The 14767-nt window shown below is 74.1% G+C and carries 14 protein-coding genes, 1 tRNA gene and 1 pseudogene; 6 read left to right on the top strand and 10 right to left on the bottom strand.

What is annotated here, in order from left to right:
* Positions 1 to 55 precede the first annotated feature (55 nt).
* On the top strand, positions 56 to 871 hold the full coding sequence (locus ACGF4F_RS12525) for an SURF1 family protein (RefSeq protein WP_393077090.1): 816 nt from the start codon (positions 56 to 58) through the stop codon (positions 869 to 871).
* Between the two features lie 83 nt (positions 872 to 954).
* On the opposite strand, the gene ACGF4F_RS12520 is transcribed toward ACGF4F_RS12525, so the two are convergent.
* From ACGF4F_RS12520 to ACGF4F_RS12505, 4 genes are all read right to left on the bottom strand, one after another.
* Positions 955 to 2547, bottom strand: a complete 1593-nt coding sequence (locus ACGF4F_RS12520; protein ID WP_357440942.1) for an ATP-dependent DNA ligase — start codon at positions 2545 to 2547, stop codon at positions 955 to 957.
* Between the two features lie 234 nt (positions 2548 to 2781).
* Positions 2782 to 2988, bottom strand: coding sequence for a hypothetical protein (locus ACGF4F_RS12515; protein ID WP_357440937.1), 207 nt, complete (start codon positions 2986 to 2988; stop codon positions 2782 to 2784).
* A gap of 93 nt (positions 2989 to 3081) precedes the next feature.
* On the bottom strand, positions 3082 to 4434 hold the full coding sequence (locus ACGF4F_RS12510) for a dipeptidase (RefSeq protein WP_393077189.1): 1353 nt from the start codon (positions 4432 to 4434) through the stop codon (positions 3082 to 3084).
* A gap of 45 nt (positions 4435 to 4479) precedes the next feature.
* Positions 4480 to 5217 carry a uridine kinase gene (locus ACGF4F_RS12505; RefSeq protein ID WP_393077086.1) on the bottom strand — a complete coding sequence of 246 codons (738 nt, stop codon included), beginning with the start codon at positions 5215 to 5217 and terminating at the stop codon, positions 4480 to 4482.
* 324 nt (positions 5218 to 5541) lie between these two features.
* Here ACGF4F_RS12505 and ACGF4F_RS12500 point away from each other — a divergent pair, with 324 nt between their 5' ends.
* The gene (locus tag ACGF4F_RS12500; protein ID WP_073836632.1) at positions 5542 to 5943 is read left to right on the top strand and encodes a rhodanese-like domain-containing protein; all 402 of its coding nucleotides are present in this window, start codon (positions 5542 to 5544) and stop codon (positions 5941 to 5943) included.
* Here the strand turns inward: ACGF4F_RS12500 and ACGF4F_RS12495 are convergent.
* Genes ACGF4F_RS12495 through ACGF4F_RS12485 form a run of 3 tightly spaced genes read right to left on the bottom strand, consistent with a single transcriptional unit; the run spans position 5937 to position 9115 of the window.
* A complete protein-coding gene (locus ACGF4F_RS12495) occupies positions 5937 to 7496 on the bottom strand; it encodes a cobyric acid synthase (protein WP_393077083.1) in 1560 nt (519 codons plus the stop codon). The genes ACGF4F_RS12500 and ACGF4F_RS12495 overlap by 7 nt on opposite strands.
* Positions 7493 to 8509: a cobalamin biosynthesis protein gene (locus ACGF4F_RS12490; RefSeq protein WP_357440934.1), complete on the bottom strand. Its 1017-nt coding sequence runs from the start codon at positions 8507 to 8509 to the stop codon at positions 7493 to 7495. Before ACGF4F_RS12490 ends, ACGF4F_RS12495 begins: the two co-directional genes overlap by 4 nt.
* Positions 8510 to 8533: 24 nt before the next feature.
* Entirely contained in the window at positions 8534 to 9115 is a 582-nt protein-coding gene (locus ACGF4F_RS12485; RefSeq protein ID WP_393077080.1) for a hypothetical protein, read from the bottom strand.
* Positions 9116 to 9303: 188 nt separating this feature from the next.
* Here ACGF4F_RS12485 and ACGF4F_RS12480 point away from each other — a divergent pair, with 188 nt between their 5' ends.
* Positions 9304 to 11271 carry a zinc ribbon domain-containing protein gene (locus tag ACGF4F_RS12480; protein ID WP_393077077.1) on the top strand — a complete coding sequence of 656 codons (1968 nt, stop codon included), beginning with the start codon at positions 9304 to 9306 and terminating at the stop codon, positions 11269 to 11271.
* Between the two features lie 5 nt (positions 11272 to 11276).
* Here the strand turns inward: ACGF4F_RS12480 and ACGF4F_RS12475 are convergent.
* Positions 11277 to 11434: pseudogene (locus ACGF4F_RS12475) on the bottom strand (single-stranded DNA-binding protein); the annotation flags it as partial.
* A 282-nt stretch (positions 11435 to 11716) separates the two neighbouring features.
* On the opposite strand from ACGF4F_RS12475, the gene ACGF4F_RS12470 reads away from it, so the two are divergent.
* Positions 11717 to 12745 (top strand): alpha/beta hydrolase, encoded by a 1029-nt coding sequence (locus ACGF4F_RS12470; RefSeq protein WP_393077074.1) that lies wholly within the window; start codon positions 11717 to 11719, stop codon positions 12743 to 12745.
* An 8-nt stretch (positions 12746 to 12753) separates the two neighbouring features.
* Here the strand turns inward: ACGF4F_RS12470 and ACGF4F_RS12465 are convergent, their stop codons facing one another.
* On the bottom strand, positions 12754 to 13494 hold the full coding sequence (locus ACGF4F_RS12465; RefSeq protein ID WP_357440926.1) for a hypothetical protein: 741 nt from the start codon (positions 13492 to 13494) through the stop codon (positions 12754 to 12756).
* A 165-nt stretch (positions 13495 to 13659) separates the two neighbouring features.
* Between ACGF4F_RS12465 and ACGF4F_RS12460 the strand changes: the two genes are divergently transcribed.
* Both ACGF4F_RS12460 and ACGF4F_RS12455 read left to right on the top strand, forming a co-directional pair.
* Positions 13660 to 13735 (top strand) — tRNA-Arg (locus ACGF4F_RS12460).
* Positions 13736 to 13909: 174 nt separating this feature from the next.
* Positions 13910 to 14389: a hypothetical protein gene (locus ACGF4F_RS12455; RefSeq protein ID WP_357440923.1), complete on the top strand. Its 480-nt coding sequence runs from the start codon at positions 13910 to 13912 to the stop codon at positions 14387 to 14389.
* A gap of 199 nt (positions 14390 to 14588) precedes the next feature.
* Here ACGF4F_RS12455 and ACGF4F_RS12450 read toward each other — a convergent pair whose 3' ends face one another.
* On the bottom strand, positions 14589 to 14759 hold the full coding sequence (locus ACGF4F_RS12450) for a hypothetical protein (RefSeq protein ID WP_357440921.1): 171 nt from the start codon (positions 14757 to 14759) through the stop codon (positions 14589 to 14591).
* Positions 14760 to 14767 lie beyond the last annotated feature (8 nt).

Here is a 14767-nt window from a genome sequence, read left to right as displayed (position 1 = left end):
GGTTCCGGCCCGGTCCGGGTCAGTGGCCCGGCTCATACGGGTAGCCTTCTGTGACGTGTACCGGTTCCTGCTGACCCCGCGCTGGCTGGGCTATCTCGCGCTCACCCTGGTCGCCGCCGCGGTGATGGTGTTCCTCGGCAACTGGCAGCTGGACCGCTACCGGGGCCGTACGGCGATCAACGAGCGGATCGACGCCGGCTCCACCATGACCCCCGCGCCGCTGCGCGACGCCCTGCCCGCCCCGACCGGTGGGCCCGGCACCACCGGCCCGGCCCCGGCCGACCAGCTCACCTGGTCCAAGGTCACCGTCACCGGCCGGTACGACACCACGAACCTGGTCCTGGTCCGCGGCCGCACGATCGGTCGGGAGGTCGGCTTCGAGGTGCTCACCCCGCTCGTCCTCGAAGACGGCACCGCCGTGCTGGTCAACCGGGGCTGGATCCCGCCCGCCCCGGGCGGCGACGCCACCGCCCAGCCGCAGGTGCCGGCCGCGCCCAGCGGCGACGTGACGGTCACCGGCCGGGTGGTGGCCAGTGAGAGCGGTGGCGGCGCGGTCGACCGGCGCAACGGCAAGCTGGAGACCCGGCGGATCAGCCTCCCCCGCCTCGCCAGGCAGCTGCCCTACCCGGTGGCTGGCGGCTACGTCCTGCTCGACCAGCAGACGCCGGCCGCCGACCCGGCCTTCCAGGCCGTCCCGATCGGGCACACCAACAACTGGCAGAACTTCGGATACGTGGTGCAGTGGTGGCTCTTCGCCGCCATGAGCCTCTTCGGCTACGGCTGGGTGGCGCGCCGGGAGGCGCGGCACGCGGCCGGCCTGGACAAGCCGCGTAAGCCGGTCGACCGGGCCGCCGAGCCCGCCGCCACGTGACCGACGCGCACTGATCGGGGCGGTCCGCCGGCGGGCACACCGCGGCGCCGGGCGGCCCGCGTACCGCCTCCGGCGGCGCCGACTCACCCGGTGGGGCGCCCGGCGTGGATGGCCCGGACCGCGTCGATGGTGTCGGCCTCGGCGGCGGTCTTGTCGTCCCGGTAGCGCACCACCCGGGCGAACCGCAGCGCCACGCCACCCGGGTAGCGGCTGCTGGTCTGCACCCCGTCGAACGCGATCTCGACCACCTGCTCGGGGCGGACCCGGACCACCCAGTCGCCCTTCTCCACGGCCAGGTCGAGGAAGCGCTCCGTCTGCCAGCGCAGCAACTCGTCGCTGAGCCCCTTGAACGTCTTGCCGAGCATGACGAACTCGCCGGTGTGCGGGTCCCGGGCGCCGAGGTGCAGGTTGGAGAGCCAGCCCTGCCGGCGCCCGCTGCCCCACTCCACAGCCAGCACCACGAGGTCGAGGGTGTGCCGGGGCTTGACCTTGACCCACGCCGAGCCGCGCCGGCCGGCATCGTAGGGGGCGGCCGGGTCCTTGACCACCACCCCCTCCTGACCGGCGTCGACCGCGGCCGCGAAGGCGGCACCGGCCTGCTCCGGGCCGTCCACCTCCATCCGCCCGACCAGCAGTGACGGGTCGACCGCACCGGCCAGCGCGGCCCAGCGTTCCCGGCCGGGCAGGTCGATCAGGTCCACCCCGTCGAGGTGCAGCAGGTCGAAGAAGTACGGGGTAAGCACCGTGTCGCCGGTGCGCTCGGCGGCGGCGAGCACGGCCGGGGCCACCGCCGTACCGCCGGTGGTGCTGGGCGTGGTGCGCCGGGCGGCCCGGCTGGAGGTCTCCTGGAAGGGCACGGGGCGGCCGGTGGCGTCCAGCCCGATCGCCTCGCCGTCGAGCACCAACTCCCGCGCCGGGAGGGCGCGGACGGCGGCCACCACCTCGGGCAGCCGGGCGGTGATGTCGTCCAGGCTGCGGGTGAAGACCGCGATGTCCTGCCCGGAGCGGTGCACCTGGATCCGGATGCCGTCGAGCTTCACGTCGACCACCGCCGGGGTGCCGGTGGCGGCGAGCGCCTCGTCCACCGAGGGGGCGCTCTGCGCCAGCATCGGGGCCAGCGGACGGCCCACCTGGAGCCCGAAGCCGGCCAGCGCCGCCGCGCCGCCGGAGAGCGCCGCGACCGCCACCTCGCGCAGGTCGCCGGCGAGCAGCAGGGCCCGCCGGACGGCCGCCAGCGGCACCTCGGCGGCCCGCGCCACCGCGTCGGCGAGCAGGCCGGCCTGGGCGCCCTGGCGCAGCTCACCGCTGAACAGGCCGACCAGCAGCCGCTGCTCGTCGGCGGTGGCCGCGGCGAAGAGCCGGCCGAGCAGCTCGCGCCGGCGGGCCTGCGAGCCGGCACCGCGGACCGCCGCGAGCTCGTCGATCGCCGCGTCGACGCCGGCCACGGTCAGGGTCGGCTCGGCGGCCGGCGGCGGCAGGTCGCGCAGGCTGGCCCAGCCCACGCCGGTCTGCCGTTGGCGCAGCTCACCGGCGAGATAGCCGGCGCCCGCCGGGACCTCGGCCGGGTCGAGCGACCGCAGCGCGGCGGCGAGCAGCTCCACCTTGGCCCGCCGGCCGCTGGTGGCGCCCACCGCGGCGGAGGTGGCCGCCAGGTCGAGGAACCGCACGTGTCCCATCCTGCCAGCCACCTCCGACGGGATGGCTCATCCCGGCCGGGCGACGGGTCCCGCGCGCCACCCGGCCGGGACGCCCAACACCACCCCCCGCCCCCGCACCCTGTCTGCGCAGGTTCACCGAAAGTGTGGCCATTCCGCGTCGGATAGGCACTCTTTCGGTAAAAGTGCCCTCATCGGGCGGCGGGCGATCGATGGTCGGCCGGGAAGCGGCGGCCGCGGCGGAGCCGGTCCCGGTCAGGCCGAGACCGGCTCCTCGATCCGCAGGCCACGCGCGCGGACCTCGTCGGCGATCCGGGTGAGCAGCGTGTCGAGCGCGACCAGCGCGGCCGAGAGCTCGCCGAGCTGTTCCTTGAGCGTGTCCTCGGGCCACGCGGAGACGTCGACGTCCCCCAGAGCACTCACGGCGGCCTGGAGCCGCGCCATCTCGTCGTTCGTACGCATGTTCGAGAGGCTATAACACCCCCGCGCCCGACACACGGCAAACTCCGACATCGGCTGCGAAGTTACGCTTCCGACACCGGGCGGGGCCGGAAACTAGCCCCGGTTCGCGCCCGCCTCGGCGACCTTCGCCAGCAGCAGCGCCTCGGCCAGGCAGACCCGGGCGAACTCGCCCAGGTGCAGGCTCTCGTTCGGCCCGTGGGCCCGGGCGTGCGGGTCCTCGACGCCGGTCACCAGGATCGCCGCCTCGGGGAACATCTCCTGGAAGGTGGCGATGAACGGGATCGAACCGCCGACGCCGATGTCGACCGGGTCGACGCCGTCCCAGGCGCCCCGGAAGGCCGCCCGCGCCGCCTCGAACATCGGCCCGGTGGCGTCGATGACGCAGGGGGCGCCGTCGTGCTCGAAGGTCACCGTCACCTGCGCGCCCCACGGCGCGTGCTTCTCCAGGTGGGCGATCAGCGCCGCGTACGCCTGCTTCGGGTCGTCGCCCGGCGCCAGCCGTACGCTCAGCTTGGCCTTGGCGGCCGGGACCAGCGCGTTCGGTGCCTCCCCGGTGGCCGGGGCGTCGATGCCGAGCACCGCGAGGGCCGGCTTGGTCCAGAGCCGGTCGGTGATCCGGCCGGTGCCGAAGAGCTCAGCCCCGTAGACCAGCCCGGCCTCGGCGCGGAACCGGTCCTCGGGGTAGTCGACCGTGGCGCCCTCCCGGCCGACGAGGCCCTCGACGGCCACGTTCCCGGCGGCGTCGTGCAGCGTGGCGAGCAGCTTGGCCAGCGTGGTGAGGGCGTCCGGCACGGCGCCGCCGAACATGCCGCTGTGCACGGCGTGGTCGAGGGTGCGCACCTCGACGAAGCAGTTGACGATGCCGCGCAGCGAGGTGGTCAGCGCGGGCACGCCGACGTCCCAGTTGGTCGAGTCGGCGATGACGATGACGTCCGCGGCCAGCTCCTCGCGGTGCGCGATGAGCAGCTGCTCCAGCGAGTCCGAGCCGTACTCCTCCTCGCCCTCGATGAACAGGACCACGCCGACCGGGAGCCGGTCGCCGAAGGCACGCAGCGCGGCGATGTGCGCCATGATGCCGGCCTTGTCGTCGGCCGCGCCCCGGCCGTAGAGGCGGCCGTCCCGCTCCACCGGCTCGAACGGGTCGGACTCCCACAGCGACAGGTCGCCGACCGGCTGCACGTCGTGGTGGGCGTACATCAGCACGGTGGGCGCGCCGGGCGGGGCCGGCTTCTTCCCGATCACCGCCGGCTGGCCGCCGGAACGCACGATCTTGGTGTCGAGGCCGCAGCCGCGCAGCAGCTCCGCCACCGCCTCGGCGGAGCGCTCCAGGTGCGAGTGGTCGAAGCCGTCGAAGGCGATGCCCGGGATGCGGACGAGGCGTTCCAGGTCGGCACGGACTCCGGGCAGCTCACGCTCGACGGCGGCCCGTACCTCGGACTCGGACATGATCGGTGTGGTCATGACCGGCATCGTATGCCGGCCTTACCGGGGTCACCTCCCGAGCCCGTCCCCGTGACCTGCCCGGAGAGCACCGCCGGGACCCGGTGGCGCCGGTACCGGTGCACCAACCACCTGACGGGTGCGCGGGACCCGGTCCGGTCGGGGGCGGCGGACGTAGTACCGGTCGGCGTCGTGCGGCAGGGCGGGCGCGGCGTCGACCACGACGTCCACCACGGCTTCGGTGCCGTCCGCGGCGAAGTGCGCCCGCTCCCCGACGTGCCAGCGGCGCAGCTCGGGCAGGATCTCCGTGCCGTCGCGGGCGAGCGCGCGGGACAGCCGCAGCTCCGCCGGCGCGGTGACGAACACCGACAGGGTCAGCTCCGGCCGGATCGCCGCGCGGGCGGCGCTCACCCCCTCGACGATCAGCACCGGCCCGGCGGGCACCGGCACCGCCCCGTCCAGGAAGCACCGCCGCAGCCAGCTGTACCGGCGGTAGGCCCCCGGCCGGCCCGCGCGTACCGGCGCGAGCACCCACCGCTCCAGCCGGGGCCAGAAGGTGAGCTGGTCGTCCCAGCCGTCCAGCAGGTCGTCGGTGCGGACCACCGGCGGCCGCTCACCGCCGGGCAGCGCGGCGAGGGCGTCCGCGAGGCGGGTCGCGAACAGGCTCTTCCCCGCGCCGCTCGGCCCGTCCACGGCCACCAGTCGGGTACGCCCCAGCCGCGCCGGCGCCGCGAGCACCCGCCGCGCCAACCCGGCGTACGCCTCGACCACCGCCACCACCGCCGTCACCCGACCGACGCTAGCGCCGCGCGCCGGCGTTCATCCCGCCGCCCACCGCCACGTCTTCGGCCGGTGGGTGGATGCGCCTGCCTTAGGGAACCGTTTCGGTGGCGTACCGGTGCCGTGGGGAACCCCCATCGCGGGCCGTGCTGCCTGGCCGCGCCGACGGCCGCCCGCGAGCTCCGACCGGGCTGCCGACCACCGCGCGGCGGCCGGGCTACCGCTTCCGTGGCACGGGAAGTCCCCCGTCCGCTGGATCCTGTGGTGCAGCGAGCCGTTCGCCGGTCGGGTCGGCGTCGTCACCGGCATCATCGGGTGGTGCTCCATGACGTGATGTGTCCGGGCGTCGACGCCCTGCTGGAACAGGCCCGGGCCGGGCTCCACCGGCTGACCCCGCACGAGACCGTCGAGGCGGTCCGCAAGGGTGCGCTGCTGGTCGACACCCGTACCGAGGCGCAGCGGCGCGAGCAGGGCGAGCTGCCCGGGGCGATCGTGATCGAACGGACCGCGCTGGAGTGGCGGTTGGACCCGGCCAGCGCCTGGCGCATCCCGGAGGCGACCGGGTACGACCGGGTCGTCGTGGTGGTCTGCCGCCACGGCTACAGCTCCAGTCTGGCCGCGGCGAGTCTCCAGACGCTCGGCCTGCGACACGCGACCGACATGATCGGCGGGGTGCAGGGATGGCAGGAGGCCGGACTGCCGATGTCCGAGCGCCCCGCCGACGTGCGCTACTGAGACCCGCGCCCGGTCACGGGCGGGGCGCCGGGCGGGATGAACGGCAGGCCCGGCGGTGGCCCGGACTCGACCAGCCGCCAGAGGGCTGCGGTGTCCAGGTGCTCCTCGACCAGGTCACCGAGGAGATCCAGGGTCCGCTCGCGGGCGGCCGCGAACGCGGTGTCCGGGGCGACCTTGAAGCCCGTCCGCCCGGCCATCCCGGCCACCTCGGTGAGGAACCGGCGGCGGAAGGCGTCGGACTCGAAGGCGCCGTGCCAGTGGGTGCCATGCACCGGGCCGAGCCGGGCGCCCTCGCCGGTGCCGTCGGCGTATCTCAGCAGCGGCGCCAGCCCCGGGTCGGCGGCGGAGACCTGCCCGTGGTGGATCTCGTAACCGTGGACCGGCACGTCCCCGGCGGCCGTGCCGGCGGCACGGCGGACCGTCTTGTGCGGGTCGAAGGTGATCTCGACGGGCAGCAGCCCGAGCCCGGGGACGCTGCCCTGGCCGCTCTCCACCGGGTCGTGGATCACCCGGGCGAGCATCTGGAACCCACCGCAGATGCCGAGCAGCGGCCGACCGGCGGCGGCGTGCGCCCGGACGGCGTCGGCCAGGCCGGTCTCCCGCAGCCAGGCCAGGTCGGCGACGGTCGACTTCGAACCGGGGAGCACCACCAGATCGGCGGCGGCCAACTCGGCCGGCTCGATGGTCAGCCGCACCCGAACGCCGGGCTCGGTGGCGAGCGCCTCGACGTCGGTGGCGTTGCTGATCCGGGGCAGCCGGACCACCGCGACGTCGAGCCAGTCGGTGCCCCGAGGCGCCGCCGGCCGGCCGAGCACCCGGCCGTACGCCAGTGAGTCCTCGGCGTCCAGCCAGAGGTCCAGCTCCCAGGGCAGCACCCCGTACGTGGGCCGGCCGGTCACCCGGCGCAGCATGTCCAGCCCCGGCTGGAGCAACCCCAGGTCGCCCCGGAACTTGTTGATCACGAAGCCGGCGACGAGGGCCTGGTCGGCCGGGTCGAGCAGGGCGACCGTGCCGAACATCGAGGCGAACACGCCGCCCCGGTCGATGTCACCGACCACGATGGAGGGCAGCCCGGCCTGCCGGGCCAGCCCCATGTTCACGTAGTCGCCGGCCCGCAGGTTGATCTCAGCAGGGCTGCCGGCCCCCTCGCAGATCACCACGTCGTACGCGGCCCGCAGCTCGTCCAGCGCCCGGTACGCCGTCTCGGCGAGCCGGGGACGCAGCTGGCGGTAGTTGCCGGCGGTGACGGTGTCGACGGCCTCGCCGAGCAGCACCACCTGGCTGGCGTGGTCGCTGCCCGGCTTGAGCAGCACCGGGTTGAAGCGGAGATCCGGAGCGAGCCCGCAGGCGGCGGCCTGCATCGCCTGGGCCCTGCCGATCTCGCCGCCCCGCCCGTCCGGACCGACCACCACCGCCGAGTTGTTGGACATGTTCTGCGCCTTGAACGGCGCCACTCGCACGCCCTGGCGGCGCAGCCACCGGCAGATACCGGCGGTGAGCACGCTCTTGCCGGCGTCGGAGGTGGTGCCGGCGACCAGCAGCCCGCCGCTCACCGCCCACTCCCCCGTCGCACCGGTCCGCCGACCCCGCGCAGTGCGGCGCGGCCGGCGGCGCCGACCAGCCGGCCCACGGTCAGCGGGTATCCCGCGGCGAGGCCGAGCGCGGCCAGGCCGACCGCGCCGGAGATCCGGGCGGCCCGCTTCAGGTGCCGCGCCTCCGGCCGGGGCCCGTCACCGAGGAACGGTCGGGTCTCCGAGCGCCCGAAGTAGACGTTCCGGCCGCCCAGCCGTACGCCGAGCGCCCCGGCCATGGCGGCCTCGCACTGCCCGGCGTTCGGGCTCGGGTGGTCGTTGCGGTCCCGGCGCCACACCCGCCAGGCGGACCCGCGGTCCCCGTGCGCGACCGGCGCGACCGCGATGGTGAGCAGCCCGGTCAGCCGGGCCGGGACCAGGTTGAGCAGGTCGTCCAGGCGGGCGGCCGGGGTGCCGAAGCGGGCGTAGCGGGGGGAGCGGTGGCCGACCATCGCGTCGAGCGTGTTCGCCGCGCGGTAGCCGAGCAGGCCGGGCAGCCCGGCGATCGCGCCCCAGACCAGCGGCGCGACGACCGCGTCGGAGGTGTTCTCGGCGACCGACTCGACGGTGGCCCGGGCGAGCTCCGGCTCGTCCAGCGCCGACGGGTCCCGGCCGCAGAGGTGGTTGAGCCGGCGACGGGCACCCGGCAGGTCGCCGTCGCGCAGCGCGCGCGCCATCAGCGTCGACTCGTGGCGCAGGGTGCGACCACCCAGCACGGTCCAGGTGCCGGCGGCCACCAGCACCGCGCGGGCCACCGGCCGACGCCGGGTGGCGAGGGCGGCGGCAGCGCCGAGGAGCACCGGCGTACCGACGGCGAGCGCGGTGAACGCCGTGCCCGCGGGCCGGTCGGGCCGGTAGATCCGCTGCTCGAGCGCGCCGGCCGCCCGACCGAAGCCGGCAACCGGATGCCACCGGCGAGGATCGCCGAGCAGCGAGTCCAGGGCGTAGCCCGCCACCAGCCCCGCCGCGTTCGCCATGGCGGTCGCCTGCCGCACCCCGCACCACCTCCGGCCGGCAGCCTAGTCGTACGGCGGGGTGGCCACGCCGGCGTACGCCCCGGCTGCCCCGTGCATGACCCGACGGTCAGGCAGGGACCGGCGTCCGCCGGCCGCGCCGGCCCCGGCCGGCTGGCGTGCCCCCCTCGAGTTCGCCCTCCGGGGCGGGCTCGCCCGTGCCGTCGCCGGGCTCGGGGGCCAGTTCGTCGTCCGCCGCGTCGTCGGCGGTGCCGGCGGTGCGGCCGTCGAACGGGTCGGCCAGTTCGTCGAGGTCATCCGCCGGTCCGTCCGGGTCGCCGGGCACGCCGTGCCCCCGCGCGGGGCGTCGAACTCCGGCAGTTCGAAGTCGTCGTCGAACGGCCGGTCGTCGAGCGAGGCCGGCGTCTGTGCCACCGGCACCGGCTCGGTCGCCTCGCCGAGCACCCGGCCCTCTGCCTCGGCATCCTCGACGGTGCTGGTCGTCATGCTGGGCCGGTTGCGCAGGAACCGGGCCCGCCCCCGGGACAGGTCGTGCCCGACCGCGACCGCCTCCAACTCGTAGAGCGCGCGGTGATTGCCCGCGTCGTCGGTCCAGTCGCGGGTGTAGAGGCGACCGGCGACGACCAAGTTGATTATGGATCGTCAGTGATCGTAGGTTGGTCGTGTGGGTCTTCTTCGATTCTCGCAGACCGCGGGACTCCCGTTGGTCTTCACCTCGTGACGTTTGGTGGTTGGGTTGGTTCGGGGAGGATTCCGGTGACGCGGGTCGGCTGTGAGCGTTGGTTCTGCTCGATCGATGGTGGGTCGTTGAGTCGGTGAGCGGGAAGGTGCGGCTGGGCGAAGGTGAGACGGCCCGGACTGCGTGTGCCCGCGCGTTGCTGCGTACCGGTGTGGACGAGGAGACCGGTGAGGTGCTGTCTGCGGCGGTGTTGGCGCGGCGGGTCGGTTGGTGTGCCGATCTGGTGGCGGGCATGGTGGGCGTCCTGGTCGGTGAGCATTGGAACCGCGTGGATGTGGGGGTGTTGGCTGGCGGGGTGGATGCGGGTGGGCGGCGGTTGCCGTCGCACGCGTGGATGGCGTTGCGGCGGCTGGGCTGGACGGTCGCCCCGCCTGGGGGTGTGAGGGTCAATGACCGGGTCGTGCGGATGGCGCAGGAGCAGGCGGGACGTGCGCTACGGTCGGTGAAGTGGCGTGCCGATGTGGCTGCCGGGGTCCTGGCGGCGTGGCCGGCTGATCCGCGCAAGCGCACCCCTGCGGAGTGGGATCAGGTTCGGGCCTCGATCCCCGGCGGCGGGTATCTGCCATCCAGCGTCATCAAGGGCCGCACCCGGCAGGCCGTCGCGTTCGCCAAGGTCAGCGGTCGGCTGCCGGTGGACGTGTTCGAACTCGAAGGTGTCCCGCGGATTCCGCGGATGTTGCTGCTGGCCGCGTGTGATCGGCAGCAGGCCATCATCGAGCGCAGCGACACCGACCCGGGCAGAGCGCTGCTGCGCTTGCAACTGCCGTCACGTCCGGATCCGCAGACGTATCGGGACTGGACGTGGGTCGAGTGTCCGATCAGGCTGCCGTCCACGGTTCCCGCCTCGGCGGTGCTGCACCTGCCCACCCTCCGCCTCACCGACGGCAAGGTCCGTGCCGACATGGCATACACCCACGCCGTGCCGAAAGCCGCGCGCACCGGCCACACCGTGGCGGTCGGTGTCGACTGGGGCCTCAACACCCTCCTCAGCGCCGGAGCCCTACGACTGGGACAGGATGGGCGGATCACGGCGTTGGGGGCCGGTGGACAGTTCCGGGCCGCCGGCGTCCTGGCCAAGCAGCACCGCCTGCGCCGCCAGAGTGAGCGGCTGCACGCGAAGGCCGACCACTACCAGCGGCTCACCGGCGGTGACGAGCGGCATCACCTTGTCGGCAAACATGCGGTAATCCGGGACGAGATCCGCCACGTGTCCGCCCGCCGCGCGAACCTGAACGACGCGCTCGCGTGGGCCGCCGCCCGCTGGACCGTGGACCAGGCGATCGCCGCCGGAGCGAGCGTGATCTATGTGGAAGACCTGCGGTCGATGGAAGCCAAGGGCATGGGCGCCACCCTGAACACGCGCCTGTCCCAGCAGGTGCGCGGGCAGATCGTCGACCGGATGCGGCACGTCGCCGCCGAGGCGGGTGTCGCCGTGGTCACCGTGCCCGCGCGGAACACGTCCAAGCACTGTCCGCAGTGTCTGACTCCGCTGCAGCATCGCAAAGCGCCAGACCAGCCGACGGTGGCCGGCTGGAAGTGGGCCATCTGCCCCAACACGGGCAGCTGCGGCTGGCAGGGCGACCGCGACCACGGCGCCTGGCGGCGGATCGCCGCCCGCGGACTCACCCATCAAGCCAAAACCGTCATCGACAAGACCAGCGGGCAGATGGTGATCCGCGACGTGGTCGACAAACTCGAAGCCACAGCGGTCGTCACCAAGATCAGTCGGGGAGATCGGTCGAAGACCGGCCCTACCCAGCACAAGGCAACACGCCCCGCGCCCAGGCGACGCAGGGCACCCTCCCCCACCCGGCCCCACCGCCGAGCGGGCAAGCGTCCGGAGGGACACGCACCAACGGACCGGACCCGGCTGCCCCGCGCAGCCCACCGGCACCAGGGCGTGACAACGATCAGCACACCCACCACCGGCCACCGGCCACGCGGAGCAGCACTGGGCGCAGGATTCCACCTGAATGCCCACGCTACCCCACCACGGTGGGAAACGATCCCGGAAACTCAATCCGACTCAGGATCACTAAGCTGACCAGAGACGCTGTTCCCGTCGACCCAGCGGCCGGAGTCCGGTCGAGGCGGCGGGCGGTGGAGGCGACCTTGAAGTTGGCCACCAGGGTGTTGCTCTGGGTGGTACGGCGCCACTCGGGCGCGGTCAGCGCGTTGCCGACGATCGTGACGTAGGTGTCGAACATCGTCCCTCCACGGAGACTCGGCTTGTCGGACCGAGCCTCGACCGGCGGCGTCCCGGCCACCAGCCGCGCCGCCCCCGGCTGTGGACGACGGACCGGCCTGTGGACAACGACCTGATCAAGGTCCCCGTCTGCTAGCCGCCATCGATCCGGTGGCGCCGACCTGCGCCGCCACCTGATCGAACGGGCCGGCGGGTGCGGCGGTTCCGGACTGGTGCGGGCGGACCGGGCAGGCCAGCAGGGCCGGGGCTACCGCCGGGTAGCTTGGCGGCGTACCGTCGGGTCGTGGAACCGGACGTGCTGGGGCCGCCGTACGAGCGGCGCACGATCGACCTGGGCACCGACGACGAGGGACCGGTCGTCGCGACCCTGGTCCGCCGGCGGGCCGAGCGCCCCACCGTGCGGGCCGTGCTCTACGTCCACGGTTTCGTCGACTACTTCTTCCAGACCCACGTCGCCGACTTCTACGCCGCGCGGGGCTGGGACTTCTACGCGCTCGACCTGCGCAAGTACGGCCGCAGCCTGCTGCCGCACCAGACCCCGAACTTCTGCCACGACCTCAGCGACTACTTCCCGGAGCTGGACGCCGCCGCCGAGATCATCCGGACGGACGAGGGGCACGACACCCTGCTCGCCATGGGCCATTCCACCGGCGGCCTGATCATCTCGCTCTGGGCCGATGCCCGCCGGGACGCCGGCCTGGTCGACGGGCTCTTCCTCAACAGCCCGTTCTTCGACATCAACGCACCCTGGCTGGTCCGTCGCCCCCTCGCGGCCGCCGTCTCCCGGCTGGGCCGCCGGGCGCCGCACCGCATCCTCCCGTTCGGGCTCGGCACCGTGTACGGCGAGAGCCTGCACGTCGACCACCGCGGCGAATGGCGGTACGACCTGGCCTGGAAGCCGCTCGCCGGGTTTCCGGTGCGGGCCGGCTGGATCAACGCCATCCGCGCCGGCCAGCGGCAGCTCCGGGCCGGCCTGGACATCCCCGTGCCCGTGCTGCTGGCCTGCTCGACGCGCAGCTACCGGGGCACGAAGTGGCACGAGTCGGCCACCCTCGCCGACGCGGTGCTCGACGTGGAACACATGGTCCGCTGGGCGCCCCGGCTCGGCCGGCACGTCACGCTGGCCCGCTTCGACGGCGGGCTGCACGACCTGACGCTGTCCGGCCCCGCCGTACGCGAAAAGGTCTTCGCCGAGGCTGGGCGGTGGGCCGAGGCGTTCCTCGGCGCCGGGCCGACCGAGCCGGCGCCGGACGGCCCGCCGGCGGCTCGGCTACCGGTCGAGGACCGGGCCGGCGCGGCGGCCGACGGCTGAGCCGACGGTCAGCGGTAGCCGGCGGTGGCCGCCGCGAGCGCCGATCGGATGCGGTCGAAGGTCGCGACCGGATGGCCGCCGTCCGCGCCGGGCAGCACCAGGCCGAGGCAGCGCAGCGCCAGCTCGCCGCCCGGGGCCGCCTCGACGGCGAACACCGGCGCGCCGACGTACCCCGTGGGCAGCTCGGTGGTGACGCGCACGTCGTCGCCGACCCGGGCGACCCGCTCGACCGCCGCCTCCAGCGGCCGCGACCCGTCCTCGGCGACGCCGAGCGCCAGCACGAACGCCGAGCCGGGCTCCGCGCCCACCCGGGCGACCGCGTCGGCCCCGGCAGCCACCGCTTCGGTGACCTGCTGGGTACGCCAGTGCCAGCCCCGGTCCTCGGCGTGCCCGTGCAGCCCGCCGGTGGGCATGGCGGCCAGCCCCACCTCCGGAAGATGCAGCCACTGACCGGCGAAGTCGGGCAGCAGGATGGCGTCCGACGCCACGCCCGCCGGCTCGGTGACGCTCGGCCGTAGGCCGATCTCCCCGTACGGCGCCCCGGCGCACGCGTCCGCGGTCAGCAACCACTCGTGCACCACCTCCCCGTCGTCGGTCGAGCCGACCAACTCCGTGTAGAAGAAGGCGGTACCGTAGCCGTCGGCGGCCGCCCCCGGTCGGTCGAACCGGCTGACGGGCAGGATGGCACGTCCGAGGAGCTGACACAGCTCGTGGACGACCTCGTTCTCGGTTTCCTGGTCGAGCAACACGACGCAGAGGGTACAAACCGGGCCGGACGCTCGGCGGGCGGGGCGTAACCCGGGTGCCGGCGCGGGACACCTCGTGCGACCCTGATCACCGACGTGGCCCGCGACCACCCATTCCTCCGGCAAGCCCGGCGACGGCGGTACCCTCTTGGCGCGACACGTCGACGCGCGCCCGTAGCTCAGCGGATAGAGCAGGGGACTTCTAATCCCAAGGCCGCAGGTTCGAATCCTGCCGGGCGCACCACCGTCACCCCAGGTCAACGGATTGTCGTTGCCGGCCCGCATCTCTGGCAGGACATGGGCGTAGGTGTTCATGGTCAGGCCGATCTGGCTGAGCACCTTCATCACCGTCCGGCGCGACGCCCCGCAGAAACGCGGCGTGGCGTAGCCTCCTGAAGCCGTTGTGCGAGGAGGCGCCATGATCGGAAAGATTGCCCGGCACCTTGCTGGAGCGGCAGCCGCCTGGTTGGCGTTCGTCGTGCAGGGGGGCGTCAGCTACGTCGGACTACTTGCGTACGCGGTGATGACCGATGCGGACCCGGGTGGTCCGCTCGCGGGGCCACTGCTGGTGCTGCTTGCCGGCGGGGTGGGCGCCGCCCTGGTGCCGCTGCTGTTCGTGCCAGCCGGCCTGGTTGGCGAGGTTGCCACGAAGAGCGGACGACTTCCCCTGAAGTTGCTGATCGCGTTCGCCGTCGCCACTGTGCTGGCCACGAGCTACGTTGCCATCGTGGCAGTGGCAACTGACGTACCGATCCTCGGCACATTGTTGGCATGCCTGGGCGGCGTGGTCGCCGTGCTCGGCCCCACTGCGGTCTACGTCGGCGTCGCCCACGGCGTGCTGAAAGCCAGTTCGATCTGGCGGCGTTTCCGGCCGCCGGCACCTGCGGTCCGCACCTAGCCCGCAATCCCCTCGTCGTCCTGGCCGCAGATCGGGAGTGGGTGAGGCGGCGGCCACGGGACGGGCCGCCGCCTCGCCGCGCCGGCTCCGGCGCGGATCGCGACCCGGTGGTCGACCCAGGGGGGCGGGTCGGCCGGGCGGGCCGCGGTGTCGACGCCGGGCGGGCGATGGGGGGGTGTGGCCGGCCCGGCGTCATGGATCAGCTGAATCTGATGCGATCGTTCCGTGCCCTCAGCGCCGGCTGCCGGCCGAATGTCACACCGTCACCGACGGGCACCACGACCGGACGGACGGCGATGGGCGACAGCCCCGGCGTGAGCGGCATCGCGTCGCCGGAAACCCGGATGACCTGTTCGACGCTGTCGTCCACGATCGACG

The sequence above is a fragment of the Micromonospora sp. NPDC047740 genome, from assembly GCF_043204735.1.
GTDB lineage: Bacteria > Actinomycetota > Actinomycetes > Mycobacteriales > Micromonosporaceae > Micromonospora.
Note: the sequence above shows the minus strand (reverse complement) of the source record. Positions and strands in the feature narration are given on the sequence as shown.